Source organism: Blastopirellula marina (genome assembly GCF_002967715.1).
In the GTDB taxonomy this organism is placed as follows: domain Bacteria; phylum Planctomycetota; class Planctomycetia; order Pirellulales; family Pirellulaceae; genus Bremerella; species Bremerella marina_B.
Map to the genome: position 1 here is coordinate 21,167 of NZ_PUIA01000016.1, position 15,634 is coordinate 36,800.

General features: G+C 56.3%; 9 protein-coding genes. 4 read left to right on the forward strand and 5 right to left on the reverse strand.

The features are described from left to right. Positions 1-189: 189 nt before the first annotated feature. On the reverse strand, positions 190-1,110 hold the full coding sequence (locus C5Y96_RS02075) for a DUF1559 domain-containing protein (protein WP_105349893.1): 921 nt from the start codon (positions 1,108-1,110) through the stop codon (positions 190-192). 743 nt (positions 1,111-1,853) lie between these two features. Beyond that, positions 1,854-6,572 (reverse strand): VCBS domain-containing protein, encoded by a 4,719-nt coding sequence (locus tag C5Y96_RS02080; RefSeq protein ID WP_105349894.1) that lies wholly within the window; start codon positions 6,570-6,572, stop codon positions 1,854-1,856. A 280-nt stretch (positions 6,573-6,852) separates the two neighbouring features. On the opposite strand from C5Y96_RS02080, the gene C5Y96_RS02085 reads away from it, so the two are divergent. Further along, complete coding sequence (locus tag C5Y96_RS02085) at positions 6,853-8,298, forward strand: sulfatase (RefSeq protein ID WP_105349895.1); 1,446 nt, start codon at positions 6,853-6,855, stop codon at positions 8,296-8,298. A 78-nt stretch (positions 8,299-8,376) separates the two neighbouring features. Here C5Y96_RS02085 and C5Y96_RS02090 read toward each other — a convergent pair whose 3' ends face one another. Together C5Y96_RS02090 and C5Y96_RS02105 are read right to left on the reverse strand one after the other, a co-directional pair. Continuing rightward, positions 8,377-9,222, reverse strand: coding sequence for a sugar phosphate isomerase/epimerase family protein (locus tag C5Y96_RS02090; protein WP_105349896.1), 846 nt, complete (start codon positions 9,220-9,222; stop codon positions 8,377-8,379). Positions 9,223-9,920: 698 nt separating this feature from the next. Continuing rightward, positions 9,921-11,219, reverse strand: a complete 1,299-nt coding sequence (locus C5Y96_RS02105) for a hypothetical protein (RefSeq protein WP_105349899.1) — start codon at positions 11,217-11,219, stop codon at positions 9,921-9,923. A 177-nt stretch (positions 11,220-11,396) separates the two neighbouring features. Between C5Y96_RS02105 and C5Y96_RS27575 the strand changes: the two genes are divergently transcribed. The 3 genes from C5Y96_RS27575 to C5Y96_RS02120 all read left to right on the forward strand — a co-directional run bounded on the left by C5Y96_RS27575 (position 11,397) and on the right by C5Y96_RS02120 (position 14,168). After that, positions 11,397-12,041 carry a DUF2500 family protein gene (locus tag C5Y96_RS27575; RefSeq protein WP_199188617.1) on the forward strand — a complete coding sequence of 215 codons (645 nt, stop codon included), beginning with the start codon at positions 11,397-11,399 and terminating at the stop codon, positions 12,039-12,041. Between the two features lie 341 nt (positions 12,042-12,382). Then, positions 12,383-13,210: a purine-nucleoside phosphorylase gene (locus C5Y96_RS02115; protein ID WP_105349900.1), complete on the forward strand. Its 828-nt coding sequence runs from the start codon at positions 12,383-12,385 to the stop codon at positions 13,208-13,210. Positions 13,211-13,325: 115 nt separating this feature from the next. After that, the gene (locus tag C5Y96_RS02120; RefSeq protein ID WP_105349901.1) at positions 13,326-14,168 is read left to right on the forward strand and encodes a purine-nucleoside phosphorylase; all 843 of its coding nucleotides are present in this window, start codon (positions 13,326-13,328) and stop codon (positions 14,166-14,168) included. Here C5Y96_RS02120 and C5Y96_RS02125 read toward each other — a convergent pair. Continuing rightward, positions 14,165-15,628 carry an ArnT family glycosyltransferase gene (locus C5Y96_RS02125; protein ID WP_105349902.1) on the reverse strand — a complete coding sequence of 488 codons (1,464 nt, stop codon included), beginning with the start codon at positions 15,626-15,628 and terminating at the stop codon, positions 14,165-14,167. The two genes, C5Y96_RS02120 and C5Y96_RS02125, sit on opposite strands and share 4 nt — an antisense overlap. Positions 15,629-15,634: the final 6 nt, after the last annotated feature.

Below are 15,634 nucleotides of genomic sequence, written 5' to 3' on the forward strand. Positions count from 1 at the left end.
CCTTCGCCTAAGTCGTTATCTGATTCGCACTTATCAGAATGAGCGTCCAGTCTCTTAATCAGTAGGTTGTTGGTTCGATTCCAACAGGGAGCACACTTTCAAAAGCCGGCCCATCGGGCCGGCTTTCTTGGCTTTTGATGCTTGCTGCCAGGTGCTTGGTTGGTGGTGGCACTGGCGAGGCGGGCGTACTTAGTATTCCCCGATCACTTCGCCGCCTGCTCGTGTGCACAAGGCGTGATAGGTGGCTTGGTTGATATTCTCGGAGATCAGCTTTACCGAACCATCGCCAGAGAGAAACTGGGTTCCGGCTGGGTGATAGCTGCTGAAGGTGAATCCCGGGGAGGTGTCCGAGTTGGGTGGGTTCTCGGCGACTGCGACAATTCGACCAGGTGCATGGGCCGCGCCTGCGAATACTCCGAGCCAGGTGGATGGAGAGTACTCAGAGTTTCGCTCGCCGACGATAAATGTGTTGGACAGTCCGTCGGTCATGTCACGGAAGCGAAAACCCTTCTGGAGCACAAAGCTGCCATTGCCGATGCACTCGCCGGTCGGGCAGCCTGCATTGACCATGCGAACCGTGCCAAACACGCCGATGTAGTTCGATTTCGGCACAACCGTATCCGTGAAGCTAGCCGAGTAGTTGGGCATGGGCATCGGGCCTGGTTCCAGAACGAAGGTCGAATCGCCGGTATCCGATGGACAGATGAACGAAGGGATCGACGTGGTGCGTACCTCATCGTGAAACGAGTTCAGCATTGGCAGACGGAAATCGATCAGGTTCTTCTGGATATTGCCTTGCTCCATAAACGGCAGGATGCGAACTCCCCAACCCCAGCCAGGGATGCCAAGCCAGTACGGTTGGTTGGTGCTCGGATGATTCGCAATCCAACCAGGGGGCAGCGATCCGAGCGTGTCGTGGTACATGTGCAAAGCTAGCCCTACCTGCTTGAGGTTATTCTTGCACTGCGATCGTCGGGCAGCCTCGCGGGCCTGTTGTACGGCTGGAAGCAGCAGAGCGATCAAGATGCCAATAATCGCGATGACGACAAGTAGTTCGACGAGCGTAAACCCGCGCGCAACGGGCGCGCGCACTCCTGTTGAGTACCTCATGAATGAAACTCCATAGATGGAAGGAAATGTGTGGTGCTTGCTAACGATCAGACAGTCCGATCGTTAGGTCAGTGAGGAGAAAAGCGAGCACACTTCCGGAGGAGGAGTTTCGGGCAGAATCGAGCGGTTGGGTGGGAGCATGGTTCGAGGTGGAAACCATCGTTCTCCCTGGGCATGCATCGGGCCGATGGCAGCGTCGTCTAAGATACGTGGTTCCGCATTGATCAGAAGACCCGTTTCGGCTGGGCTGCCACATCCACAGTAAGCATTAATCTGCAGCCGCGATTCGGATGCGTCATCCTGGGAATCTTGCGGCCTGGTAGCGCAGCACGACTTCGTGGATGGACTACAACAGGACTTTGCCAGAAGCGGGCCTGACGCACAGCAGGAGGCGACAGCGCGGCCATTCTTAGCCTGGTAACAGCAGCACTGCCCGGCGGCCTTGAGGTTTTTGTCGCAGTGGCAAGATGAATTCGATTCGGCGAACCAGGGCACACCTACCGCAGAGGCAGTAAACGCCAAGAGCGTTCCTATGCATATCAGATGACGCATAGGGATGGCGTTCCACGTTTTATGAAGCAGGGGTCGCATTTTGCTTAATCAGGAGGGGGGGGTATCCCTCATGATATCACGATATGTCCACGGTTGGCAACCGCGAGAACGTGATGCATGCATTTCCCAGGCTTGGTGAAATGGGGTCTATCGCCAAGCATGGGCTGCGACAGGTGGGATGGGCTTCGCTGTTACTCGGCAAGCAGTTGATAGATGTTGAGATCGTCGTCCTCGGTCAGCAGCGTTTCGGATTCTGGCAACAGATCGTTCTGGTAGATCGCATCTACTACTTTCAGATCGAAGTCCGCGTGATCTGAGATGCCAGGAAGCACTTCTGCGAGATCGTCCGTTAGAGCGATTTCGTCGGAGGCGGACTCTTGCGATTCGACACGGCGCGATCCAGAGGCGGCGTCAAAGGATGCAACCGGCGGCAGCCATGTGAATTCACTAGCCCCGTTTGGATAGGACGATTCCGCGAGCAGGCTCAGCTCGGGCGAAGCAAGGGACTCACCTTCCAGGACGAGCGATTGTTGTGGCTGGCCAGGCGTCGGATTGGGCATGACAATCGTCGCAGGTGGGTTCCCTTTCTTTCGCCCGTAGTGACTGATGAAGTTGGCGAAGTCGTTAATGCCGACCTTGCCGTCCCAGTTGTAGTCGAATCGGTAGGCCTCGGGGTTACTGGCGTTAGGTGCTTTGCTGTACTGCGAAATGAATTGAGCGAAGTCCGCGATGCCGATCTTGCCGTCGTCGTTGGAGTCGTAGACTACCGGCAAGAACTGGCCAGATACGTTTTGATCTACAGCAAACGGTTGGCTGCTGGGGGATACCTGGGCATAGACAAGCTGTACGCCATGGTCGTTGGTCGCCGTGGTGTACTCGCCTGTCTTGTTCATGAGGAGGCCGGCAGGTTCGGTGAGATCGTCCGGGTAGACGATCGTCGCCAGCAAAACGCGATCACCTGCCTGGTATTCAGACAAGTCCAAGCCGTGCAGCGTGCCAGAGGTGGTGAGGGTATTGGCATCTTGCTGATGCTGCCAACTGCTGCTGTTGGCCATGTGGGCTACTAACTGCGGTTCGGCCAGCCAGTTGTCGGTTGAGGTCAACTGGAAGGTCAGATCGAACGGAGCGTTCGGCACGTCGGCATCGATAGTGATCCACAACTGGCCAGTCGCGTCTTGCCATTCGTGGTACAACGCTTCGGGGCCTGGTCCATTGTTGTTCACGCCCCCAGGCAGGGCACCATCGTCGGCAAACTGGAACGAAACCAGCGAAGCTGTGCCGACGGTGATCGTCGTGTCGACCGTGCTTTCGCCGTTGTCGTCATCGATTGCGGTCAACTCAATCCGATACTCGCCTGCCACGGTGGGCGTGAAAGCGAACTGTGTTTGATCCACACCGCCCCCACTAAACGCGGCGGTCGGGTTGCCGTCGATGTAGACGGCGTACTGGTAGTCAATGCTGCTGTCGTCGCCATCGACATCGGTGGCCGAAGCGGTGACTTCGATTTCCGATCCGACAAAGCGGAACGAGGTGACCGTATCGATACTGGGAATCGCCAGATCATTCACCCCATCGATGCGAATCGAGATCATCTCCTCCGTTCCGTCGATTGTCGTAACGGTGAACGACTCGTCAACGTGATCGCCAATCGAGAGATCCTGCACGGATGCCGGATTAAGGGTAAACGACCAGTTACCGCTGGCATCAATGGCGAACGTTCCGTAGGTACCTGCGGTGGAAGCCTGTGGCGTGAAGGAGCTTTCGCCGGTGTCGACATCGCTGACGGTTGCCGTACCGGTGATGGCGGTAGCGGTGTCTTCGTCGGTGGTACCGGTCAGCGTTCCGCCGATGGTGGCGGCATCGTTGTTGCCGGTGATGGTGATGGCGACCTGGCTGGTAGTGCCATCGAACGATGCGATGTTGAAGTTCTCCTGGGCGGAACTTCCCGCTGGCAAGTCTTGCACGGATGCCGGATTGAGGGTGTAGGTCCAGTTACCGCTGGCGTCGATGGCGAACGTTCCGTAGGTACCTGCGGTGGAAGCCTGAGGCGTGAAGGAGCTTTCGCCGGTATCGACATCGCTGACCGTGGCCGTACCGGTGATGGCGGTGGCGGTGTCTTCGTCGGTGGTACCGGTCAGCGTTCCGCCGATGGTGGCGGCATCGTTGTTGCCGGTGATGGTGATGGCGACCTGGCTGGTAGTGCCATCGAACGATGCGATGTTGAAGTTCTCCTGGGCGGAGCTACCTGTCGGCAAGTCTTGCACGGATGCTGGATTAAGTGTGTAAATCCAGTTGCCGCTGGCGTCGATGGTGAACGTACCGTAGGTACCGGCGGTGGAAGCCTGAGGCGTGAATGCGTCTTCGCCCGTGTCGACATCGCTGACCGTGGCCGTACCGGTGATGGCGGTGGCCGTGTCTTCGTCGGTAGTACCGGTCAGCGTTCCGCCGATGGTGGCGGCATCGTTGTTGCCGGTGATGGTGATGGCGACGGTGGCGGTGGATGTCGCTCCGGCGACGTCTTCGATCTGATAGTCGAACGAGACCGTCGTCGATTGGCCAGCAGGCAGATCGTCAAACTCACCATTGGGGTCGAAGGTGAAATTGCCATCAGCTTGTTGCGTAAGGATCCCCTTGGCGGGGCTGGTCAGGGCCGTGGTCAGCGATGCATCGAGGTTGCCATCGGTATCTTGATCGGCTCCCGAACCGTTGTCGACCAGGACATCGAACATGACGGTGCTGTCCTGGTCGGTGCTGATGGAATCGTTGTTGGCGACAGGGGGCGTGTTGATATCAACACGCAGGGTACGTGTGTAGAGATAGGAAGTAGTATCTGCAAAGACACCTCTGGCGGTAATGGTATAGATGCCAGGACTGCTGAAAGTATAGTTCACCGTCGATCCTGTGGCATCCGCGGTTCCGGTGGTGTCCCAGCCCAGGCCATTGCTGGCGTCGAAGTCCCACTGGATAGCAAGGAAGTTTGGAGCAGGGTCGAGAGAGAATTCGAGCGATTGGCCTGCGTAGGCCTGGGTCGGCAGAGTAATGCTGCCGTACTTGGGAGGATTGGTGGTGGCTGAGGTCATGGCCAGGCCAGCAACGACACTGCTCCAGTAAGGCGCACCGTGATTGAAGGTGTAGCTATTGGTGACGGTTGATAGAGTGACAAAACTTCCGAAAGTGTCATAGTCTTGCCAGGGATCCAAAGTGCTCGTATGCCGCTCTTGACCTCGCGATAGGAATGTCGTGAACTCCCTGTTCCAGTCGTGATTGGCGAAAACCGTTACTTCCTGTTGTCCTTCACGGAACGCATCGGCATAACGCAGCATGATCAGAGGTTCGCCGCTCGTGGTAACGTTGTATAGGGCGTTGGTATTTCCTTGCAGATAATCACTATTTCGCCAGAAAGAATCGAAGAACCCGAAATAGGATAACTTGTTAAGGGCATTCCAATACGATGCGGCTGCGGACGAGAAAGTGAGCAAGCTTTGGTTGAGTTGTCCGCGAGTTGCGGAAGAAATTCCTGGAAATGCGATTTGATTATCGCTCGGTGAGAAATACTGAATGCCTAGCCATCGGGCGGCTTGAATCATGGTCCCAGTATGCATGAAGTCACCGGTCTGACTTCCAATAAAGTGTTCGGCAAGCCCGTTGGCATTTGCGTGAGCGATCAGGGCATCAGCAACGCGGTATTTGTGCAGGTTATCAACAATCACGCCATATGGTGCCGCCACACGCTCGACATCGGAAAACGCGGTGACAGCCCACTTCAGCGTGTCGGCACCAAATAATTCTGTATCGTTCGCTTGGTAACCCCAGGCACCTCTTCCGGTGCCGCTATCGGTTTGAGCAAAACCAAGCCAGTCGACACCTTGTTGGGTAAGCCATTCCCAACTGTATCCAGATGTATCACCTACCTGTATCGGTGTGCCTCCTAACGCACTGAGCGAGAGTGCGACAGCTGATAAGGCGGTAGCGTGACTGCCTACGGAAGTTGTATCAAAAGGAAAGTAGTAGCCAGAGAAGTAGACGCCAAATTCGTCTGTGGTACCTGGTAAACGATTGGCCGTAACGGGAGTTCCATTTGGGAAAAAGCCTGATTGATCTCCTTCATCGGACGATGGAACGGCAACAATCAACGCCGTGGAAACCACCTCGTTGAGCATCCGCATTGCCGATTCGGCATACGGATCGGCATGCCAGCGTGCATCGTTGGTGGCTTCAAAGTTCTGTGGAATCGTTTGACCATACGAATCGAACGAGTCAGGTGCATAGGCAGGCAGGTGGGTGTTCGAGATGAAGAGTTTTATTGCTTGCGGTGTCACGTTATCGTAAGCGTACTCGGCCGTCATGCCTGACGTGAGATCGCCTGAACGGGTCAAGTTCCGATGCACGTACCACATCGATTCCTGCACCGACATCTGTTGGATCACTTCCAATTGCTGGGCAGTCCAGTTGCGTGGATCATTGGAAGGACGGAAGTCGTTCACGTAAATATGAAACGTGCCGAACGCTTCTTCGCCGCTGTCGAGTTCACGGATGCGGACTTGAACGTCTAGTTGTTGGTCGAAGCTGACGTTGGGGACCGTGAATGTCTGACCGATATCGTAGATGGTATCGGTGCCGTTGGTTGCGTTCACAATACGGCTCGGGTTGTTATCGAAGTTGCCGTCAAAGTCGGTGTCCCACCAGATTTCATAATCGCCACCCGAGTCGGCACCACGGGCGATTGCTTTGAGGGTGATGTTGCCTTGCTCGTGAACCGGGTGAGGGACGTCGGGTTGCCCTTGAATGAAAGGAATCGCAACAACTTCCAGGCCTGCTAATAAGCGTCGCGATTCGAGCATTTCCGACTTCAGTCGATTGGCTTGCGCTTTTCGGGAATTGGACTTCTTCACGCGGCTACGTTGGAACATTCGTCGGTACTGCCTTGCCGGAAAGGTTCTTCTCAGAACTGCTGGATGTGAGCTTACGAAGGTGATTCTTAGTTGATATCGCGAATGAATCTATCGATTTTGATGACTAGTGTAGTTGGAATGGGGAGTGCGGTCTACCTTTGAAGTTTTGTAAATGCCGTATATTGGGTATACGATTGGGGGGCACGCATATCGATGTCTCGAGCGTTCGAAACTCGCGTTCCCGGCAGCTATAATCACCCCCAACCTGCCACGCTCCTCTTCTTTCCTTGGAGGCCTTATGCCTGTCGTGCGTCTTGTTTTGACCTCTTGCTGCGTGCTCGTGTTGCTGGCTTGGCTGGGGCGCGATTGTCGTGCTGAGAAGCCTAATGTGTTGTTCATCATTTCCGACGACCTGGGGAGCCAGTCGCTGGGGTGTTATGGAAACCAGCAGTGTCATTCGCCGAATATCGATGCGCTCGCATCGCAGGGAATGAGGTTTCAGCGGACCTTTACGCAGTACCCGGTGTGTGGGCCTTCGCGGGCCTCGCTGATGTCGGGCATGTATGCCCAGGCGATTGGGGTGACCTCGAATGGAGCTTCCGACAATTTCACGAAGAACCTGGGGGAGCGGCCGACGCTTGCCCAGCACTTTAAAGACAACGGCTACTACACGGCTCGCGTGAGCAAGATCTATCACATGCGGGTACCTGGCGATATCACCGCCGGGGTCGATGGGCCGGATCATGCGGCATCGTGGACCGAGCGGTTCAACTGCAAAGCACCTGAGCAGTGGAGCGAAGGAGAGCACGAGAACCTGGACAAAGTGCGTTTGAAGCCAGACCCCAACCGAGACATTCATTACCAACTTGGCTATGGCGGTGCGTTTTACGTGGTGAAGACCCCCGGCGATGGTGCCGAACAGGCCGACATGAAGGCCTCGGCCAAGGCGATCGAGATTCTCGAAGCTCGGGCCAAAGACAAGCAGCCATTCTTCCTGGCGGTAGGACTGGTGCGTCCGCATGTTCCGCTGGTGGCACCGGCATCCTTCTTTGAAGACTATCCGGCCGAGAAGATGATCTTGCCCGAGCAGGTCGATGGGGACTGGGACGATATTCCCAAGGCCGGCATCGTGAAGAACAGCCGCGGCAGTGGGCTCGACACGCAGCTGAAGAAACAGAAGGTGTTGGAAGCGTACTACGCAGCGGTCACGTTCATGGATGCCCAGGTTGGCAAGATGGTCGGGACGCTCGACCGGTTGGGCTTGGAGAAGAACACGATCGTCGTTTTCACCGCCGACCATGGGTATCATCTGGGCGAACATGAGTTCTGGCAGAAGATGAGTCTGCACGAAGAGTCGACACGCATTCCGCTGATCGTGCGCGTGCCGGGTAAGGATGCCGCGACCACGGCTGCGTTGAGCCAGCAGATCGATATCTACCCGACGTTGGCCGAGCTATGCGGCTTGAGCATTCCTGCCCACGTGCAAGGGAAGAGTTTGGCTGCCGTTTGGAACGACCCCACGTCGACGATTCACGAAGAGGTTTACACGCTACGAAATCGCAACGATCATCTGCTGCGAACCAGTCGCTGGGCACTCATTCGCTACGGTGACGACAGCATCGAACTGTACGACATGAAGAACGATTCGCAGCAGTTTTATAACCTGGCAGAAGATCCTCGGCACGCTACTTTGCGGAAGCAGTTGCAGGCCCGTTTGGATTGGAAGCTGGAATCAATCCAGTAAGATCGAACGCAGGTACCAAAAAGAAAGGCCGCCGAGGTGAGTGCCATCGGCGGCCTTTTTCGTTGCTTGATCGAAGCGTTACGACGCAGCGGTCTTGCACGCTTCGGAGGCGATCGCCAGGCACTCGCGAATGTCGGCGGTTGGATCGCTGGGGTTCTCTTCGTATTCCAGCGACAGGCAGCCGTCGGCTGGGAAGTCGACCTGCTTCAGAGCGCGGAAGACACCCACAACGTCGAGGTGCCCCTTGCCGAGGATAACACCCTTGGTGCGTTCCTTTTGTTCGGCGAAATCTTTCAGGTGGATACCGTACAGGCGACCTTTGAGCAGGCGAATCACTTCGACTGGATCTTCACCACTGCGAATGTAGTGACCCAGATCGGCACATGCACCGATGCGGGGATCGTGATCTTTGACGGCGTTCAGCACGTCGAGGGCCGTGTTGTAACGATGCGACGGGCCGTGGTTGTGAATGGCGATGCGAATGTCGTACTGATCGACCAGCTTGTCGAGGCTCTCGAATGCGTCAGGCGTTGGATCGGCCGAAAGGTTCTTGATACCGGCGGCTTTGGCAAACTTGAAGAGGGCTTCGTTCTTGGCGTGGTCCTTGCTGAAGCCGTGAACGCCGTGACCATACATGGCCATGCCGTGCTCGGCCATCTTCTGCTTCATCGCGGCGATTTCTTCAGGGGAAGAGGTTGGCGAGAAGTGACCACCGAAGAACTCGAGATGAGCACAACCGAGTTCGCCGGCCGTGTTGATGGCTTTGTCGACGTCGAATCCACGCAGCGAGTAGCTTTGCAGCCCGACCTTGAATCCAGGGAAGCGATCGGGATCGTACTTCGCCCACACGCTACGGCCAGGGATGGCAGTTGCGGCGACGGCTGCCGAGGCGGCGGCCAGGAACTGACGACGAGAGAGCACCATGATGGATGATCCTTTGCGGAATTGGAGGAGGGTATTTGATGGACGGCTCATTATAACTGCCCATCTTGGCTGTTTCATCCCAATGAAGGAGGTTCGGGGTGCCTTTGTAGATTTCCTAGCTTCGCGCGTTGAATTGCGAGAATCGCGTGTCGATTTTTCGCAACATGCACCGTGCGATCACGATAACCTTTTGGCCGTGAATAATGCGCTAACGAGTAGGCCGGTAACGAGTCCAGCACGCAGGTATGAATTTGAAGATTCAAACGAGTCGCTCGTACGTGCATTGATCGCCCCTTACGAGTGGAAAAATCAGGGCAGACTCAGCGTTTTTCGTAGAAAGACCAAGTTGCAAACTTGGTGTAAAAGTGCGAAAGCGAAGTTGTTTACAGAAAAAATACCGCTGAATTGTGAAAGGGCCTTAACTTGGAGACGCAGATGCCTATAGTGGAGTTGGCTATCAGAAACCCACCTTTCGCCATGTCGCAGGATGCGATTCCTCTCCCCCAGGAAGCGATTTCAAGGAAACGGCTTCCCTCGGATTTTCTCTTGGAAAAGGAGAACGCATTGCATCCAGTTACTCAGCTTGCCCAAAAGCCGGAAGTTCGCCAATACGCCGTATTTCTCGTGATTCACGCGTTAGTATACGGTATCGGATTCACCGTTGCGTTATTGCCGTAAGGTAAGAGGCTCATTCTTCGTCAGGCCGAAATCCTCTCCAACATGGCCTGAACTGCTTCCTCTGCCGCCGGTAGATTCTCCTGAGTTAGTGCTCGGATCGGCAACGGCATATCGTCCATGCGAGACATCGTCCCGCTGTCGGTGAAGCCTGGTCTTTTAATCGGGAAGAACACGCTTGGCGTGAAGTCCATCGCCCACTTGCGATGCCCTAAGACCACCGTGGGTATCTTCGCCAGCGTTTGACGTGCGGACTCTGGCAGATTGGCCAGCCAAGGTCCTTCCCAGAAAACGGCCGCATCGACGCGCCCCTGCGCGAGGAGTTTGGTTGCCGAGAGATTGTCGGGATCGAACTGCGGAATACCTTGCGTGAGCGTGGCACCGCCAGGGTAGCCGGTTCGTGAAGCGACCACGCCACCAGCACCAACCCAGTTGGGGCCTGGACGCAAGATCGAGATGGCCCCACGCGTTTGCTCGTGCATCGGCCGCACGAACTGGGCGAGCAGTTCCAGCGGAACCCGGCCTGCTTCTCGGCGCAGGAATTCATCACCCAGCACAAACACAAAATACTTCGAACGGCACAGTTGCTCGTAAAGCTGCGCGAGCTGATCGTTTGCCATGTCTTGTGTTTCGTCGAGCACGCTGCGATGGTCTGGCTTGCCTTGTGCCAGACCGATCAAGTGATGCAATGCGGCGATTTGCTGCGTTGGCTTCAGGGGGATGAACGAGTCGCACGCATCGGTTGTTTTGTTCGGCGTGCCAATGCCCACGAGCGTTCGATCATTTCTTCCGCCTGGCACAAAGCGTCCGGTCGCTTCCACGCTATATCGCTGCCAGTGTCGCAGATGGGTTGTCTGCGGGTCGCAGCCCCAGAAGATCACCAAGTCGGCTCGCTGGCGGATTTCACCCAGCGAGCACGTGACGAGCCCTGTCGTTTGAATGGTGCGTCCGGTGGGATCGTAGAAGGTTGGGTGCGTCGCATCGACGATTCCCCCGACGCGGTCCGCCAGGTCAATCGTGCGTCGTACGGCTTCGCTCGAGGTTTCTCCCAGGCCGAAGAAGAGGGGAGCTTTCGCGGCTTGCAGGATCTCGGCGGCGCGCTGCGTGCCCTGGGCCGTGGTGGCCAGGCTACCGTCCACGCGGCAATCGTCTGCCGATAGGCCTGGCTGCCGATAGTAGGCGTTCGCCATCGCGCAGGGGGGCTCGATCGATTGTACCTGGCCATTGGCGAGGCCGATTGTCAGGTCATCGCACAGGCATCCACAGCCGGGGCAGGGGACATCGTGATGGAGTTCAAGCTGGGAAGTTTCCGCTTTGGTCATCCGCTCTGGCATCTCTGGGGGTGGAAAGAATGCAACGGGATGTCGCCAGTATAACGCCCTGGGGGCAAAAATCGGGGCCTGTCATCGAATCAGGCCGCAATATTCGCTAACTTGAAACGAATCCTCATTTGCCGAGTCCCTTGTTGCCATCGCTTGTCGATCAGGAACCCTAGCCGTATGAAGTGCCCCAGTTGTGGAGCCAATTTGCTGGAAGACTCGTTAACGTGCGAGTTTTGCGGTTCGCGTACGACATCCCCCAACCAACAGCACGATCGGGACATTTTCCGACGCATCCAGCTTTCTCCGTTGTATGTCGATCGACTCTCGGCACAGCGCATCGAAAAGTTGCCCAAGCCAGGCATCGGGCAGATGATCTTTCTGGGGGTCTTTTTCACGATGTTTTGTGGCATCTCCCTGTTCATTGCCGTGATGGCGATTGGGATCGGCGGAGTGGCCAGCATGAGCGAACAGGCGTTCCCGTTTTCAATCATCCCGTTTTGTATGGGGATTGTACCTCTGGGGATGTTCGTGATGGGCGTGTTCATGGCGATCCGTATGTTCCAAAACTTCCAGACGATGCGCGATGGCAAGGTCGATGCCATCGCGGCGATTGTCACCGGGAAACGCACTCAGGTTTCCGGCGGAGGTGAGAACAGTTCGGCCAGCACCAGCTACTTCGTGACGTTCGAGTTCGAAGATGGCCAGCGCAGGGAGTTTCCGGTCTTGGATGGAAGTCTCTATGGGCGAGTTTCTGAAGACGACGCAGGCGTTCTCTTTTCCCGCGATAAATTCGCCGTCGATTTCGATCGCGTGAGGGTTTAGTACTCACATAGGAAGAAGAGGACTGACCACGGATTTCACGGATGAACACGGATAAGAGTTGATGGAATAGGTCGTAGGATGGCTACCGACGTCCTCGGCGGATAGCCATCTTTTTCATAGATTCAAGATGGCTATCGCCTCGGAAGGCGTAGCCATCCTACGACCAGCTAACTCAAAACCTATCCGTGTTCATCCGTGGTCAGAAATTCTTCTCTTGTTTCTCGCTGAATTCGCTCCGAATCCCCTCCATAACATGTCGGGACTTGTGGCTCGAAGGGAACGTGGCATAATCGGGGGCTACGTTGGCCCATCTGTTCAGTTCCAAACGGGAATGCCCGCTCATGCTCGATCTGTACGACAAAATCCAGGACGCATTGAAAGTTATCCAAGCGAAATGGAACAAGACCCCCAAGGCTGGCATCATCCTGGGCACTGGGCTGGGCGGCCTGGTGGAAGAGATCGAGGAAGAGGCCTCGTTTGAATACACCGACATCCCGCACTTCGCCGCTTCGACGGCGACCAGCCATCGCGGCCGGTTGGTTTGCGGTACGCTGTGTGGGGTTCCGGTCGTGGCGATGGAAGGCCGTTTCCACATGTACGAAGGGTACTCGCTCAAGCAGATTACCCTGCCAGTACGCGTGATGAAGGCCCTGGGTGCCGAACTGCTGCTGTGCTCGAACGCGGCCGGCGGTATGAACCCGTTCTATAACTGCGGCGACATTGTGCTGATCGACGATCACATCAACTTGATGGGGGATAACCCGCTGATCGGTATCAACGACGATCGCCTTGGGCCACGCTTCCCGGATATGTGTGCCCCGTACGATCACGAGCTGATCGACAAGGCTCTGGGCATCGCTCGCAAGGAAGATATCGTTGCGCATCGGGGCGTATTCGTGGCGGTCGCCGGGCCGAACCTCGAAACGCGTGCCGAGTACCGCTTCCTGCGTGCTATCGGCGCGGACCTGGTCGGCATGAGCACCGTGCCGGAAGTGATTGTCGCGGTACACTGCGGGCTGAAGACCGTTGGCTTCTCGATTGTCACTGACTTGTGCCTGCCGGATGCCTTGAAGCCAGCCGATGTGGCCGAGATCATTGCGATTGCCAACAAAGCAGAACCGAAGCTGCGAACGCTGGTCAAAGGTGTGCTGACAGAGTACGCCGGTTAGTAACGGCACGCGACTATTGTCCCCTCGCCCCTCAGGGGAGAGGGCCAGGGTGAGGGGCAATGTTGGTACACGGTTGGCCACTTGCCCAGAGTGGTAAGGGAACAGGAGTTGATGCTTGTTCAAGCTTAAAGCCCAGGTCGAGGATTTGGCTGCTGCCATTCGGCGTCGATGGAACGAACGCCCCTTGGCCGGAATCATTTTAGGAACAGGGCTCGGTACGCTGACTGATGGTGTCGATGTCGAAGTGACGATCGACTACGAAGACCTGCCGCACATTCCATCTTCTACCGCCCTGAGTCATAAGGGGCGACTCGTATGTGGACGACTGGGCACTGTCCCAGTGTTGGTCATGGAGGGCCGTTTTCATGTTTACGAAGGGTATTCGCTCGAAACGATTACCCTGCCGGTTCGCGTGATGAAGGCGCTGGGGGCTAGTATTCTGGTTGTCAGCAATGCCAGCGGCGGCATGAACCCGACTTATCAAAGCGGCGACATCATGCTGATGGAAGACCACATCAACTTCATGTGGCGCAATCCGCTGACCGGGCACAGCGATCCGAATCTCGGCAAGCGTTTTCCCGATATGTCGAGTCCTTACGATAAAGAACTGCTCGACGCGGCCGCTCGCATTGCCCGCCGTGAAGGGATCCCGCATCATCGCGGCGTCTATGCGGCCATGACCGGGCCGAACTACGAAACGCGGAGCGAGTACCGCTTTCTCAAGAAGATCGGGGCCGACGTCGTTGGTATGAGCACCGTGCCGGAGGCGATCGTCGCGGCCCAGGTTGGCTTGCGCGTGTTGGCTTTATCGACGGTGACCAACATCTGCCTGCCAGACAACTTGGGTTGTGTCGGCAAGTACGATGTCATTCGAGCCGCCCAGGCCGCCGAGCCTCGCCTACGTTACATTGTGAAAGAAGTCTTGCTCGAACAGCAAGGCCAGTTGGCAGCCGTCTAAGGCGTGCCCTTTTTCCGCCAGAGCTGAAACTCGGCATTCGACCAGTCGATCTGAAAGCCATCCTGCTTGAGAAGACTCTCCAGTTCTGGCAGTTGGTCGCTGCGCGTGATCACGACATCGACTTGGGCTGTTTCCAGCGTACGATCGAGTGACTGGGGATTGAGATCGATGGGATACCCGATCGAGTTTCGACGCGTGTAAAATGCCAGAACACGCGGTTTGAAGAACAGGCACATCTCTTCTGGATCGACCCGCTCGTTGACTTCTGCGAATAGTTCTTGCGCAGCTGGAGTCTCGGGACCATCTAATAGGCCGTACTCGGAAGCGGAGTACTCGCCGACATAGCAGGCCAGCGTGAAGACGACAAAGCCTGTCAGGCATACCTTTCGCCACGATTCTGATGCGGGAACGTTTTCCAGGGCATACAGCAGCCAAAACAAAAAGCCTGGCAATAAGGGCCACGTCATGCGAATGCCATTGGCACCAGGCCAGACCACGATCAGTACAAAATAAAATACGCTGGCGATGGCCAGAAGCTGCGGCCGCGGCCAGCTTTCTTTGCAGAAACCAGTGATTGCGATCAGTCCCAGAAAGAAGCCGGTCGCCGCGGTAAGCCACTTCGCGTAGCCATTCTTCCAGAAGTACAGAAACGAGACCGAGTCGGCAAACAGGTTCGACGCAAGCGTACGGACATTGATCTCGGAAAGCTGATCGAGGTAGCCAGAGCCACCGATCGGAAATGCGAACTTCTGAAAGGCATAGAAAACAATGGCCGCCGTGATACTGACCACGACGTAGCGTGTTAAACGGCGGTAAAGGATAACCTCGGTCAGCAGCAGGGCAGGGGGTAGCACGATGCCAACGGTCCGCGTGCCGATGGCCAGATATATGAGTAGGCCGGTTACGATTGCCGGTCCGAAGTGCTCGGAAGGTTTTTCGGGATCGCCGCGGTAACGCTGATAGACATAGAAGGTCAGCATCCACCACAGCATGAACAGATGCTCCGAGAGAATGGATAGATGGAAATCCCAGAAGATTGGACAGGTACCCAGCAGCCCTGCAAAACAAAGGGACGCCCATGGTGATAGTCGTCTGGCGAATAGGATCGTGGAAATCGCGACCGTTGCGACAAACAGCACGAGAATCGCAACACGAAACGCAGTGTAGTTAACGCCAAAGACCGCGTAGATCGGTGCCAGAAACAGCGGAAAGAGCGGTGGGTAGGCGCGCGGCCCGATGACCGCCGCATCGGGGTTGTAGACATAGCCGGTGTCAGCGTAGCTTTCAAGGGTGGCCAGGTTGCGTGCGTGGCTCAAGTACTGGGCGAAGTCACCTCCCCAGTCGTGTCCCGCACGCAGCAAAGCAAGCTGAAAGAGAAACGTGCCGACCAGCAGGGCCGCGAAGAGATATTTCTGCAGCGAAGTCCATCCGTGAACACTTTGGCAATCCGTTGCTTTCACTGCAGT

Coding starts and splice junctions, on each gene's coding strand:
- C5Y96_RS02075 (WP_105349893.1), bottom strand. CDS start 1,110: ATGAGGTACTCAACAGGAGTGCGCGCGCCCGTTGCGCGCGGGTTTACG.
- C5Y96_RS02080 (WP_105349894.1), bottom strand. CDS start 6,572: ATGTTCCAACGTAGCCGCGTGAAGAAGTCCAATTCCCGAAAAGCGCAA.
- C5Y96_RS02085 (WP_105349895.1), top strand. CDS start 6,853: ATGCCTGTCGTGCGTCTTGTTTTGACCTCTTGCTGCGTGCTCGTGTTG.
- C5Y96_RS02090 (WP_105349896.1), bottom strand. CDS start 9,222: ATGGTGCTCTCTCGTCGTCAGTTCCTGGCCGCCGCCTCGGCAGCCGTC.
- C5Y96_RS02105 (WP_105349899.1), bottom strand. CDS start 11,219: ATGACCAAAGCGGAAACTTCCCAGCTTGAACTCCATCACGATGTCCCC.
- C5Y96_RS27575 (WP_199188617.1), top strand. CDS start 11,397: ATGAAGTGCCCCAGTTGTGGAGCCAATTTGCTGGAAGACTCGTTAACG.
- C5Y96_RS02115 (WP_105349900.1), top strand. CDS start 12,383: ATGCTCGATCTGTACGACAAAATCCAGGACGCATTGAAAGTTATCCAA.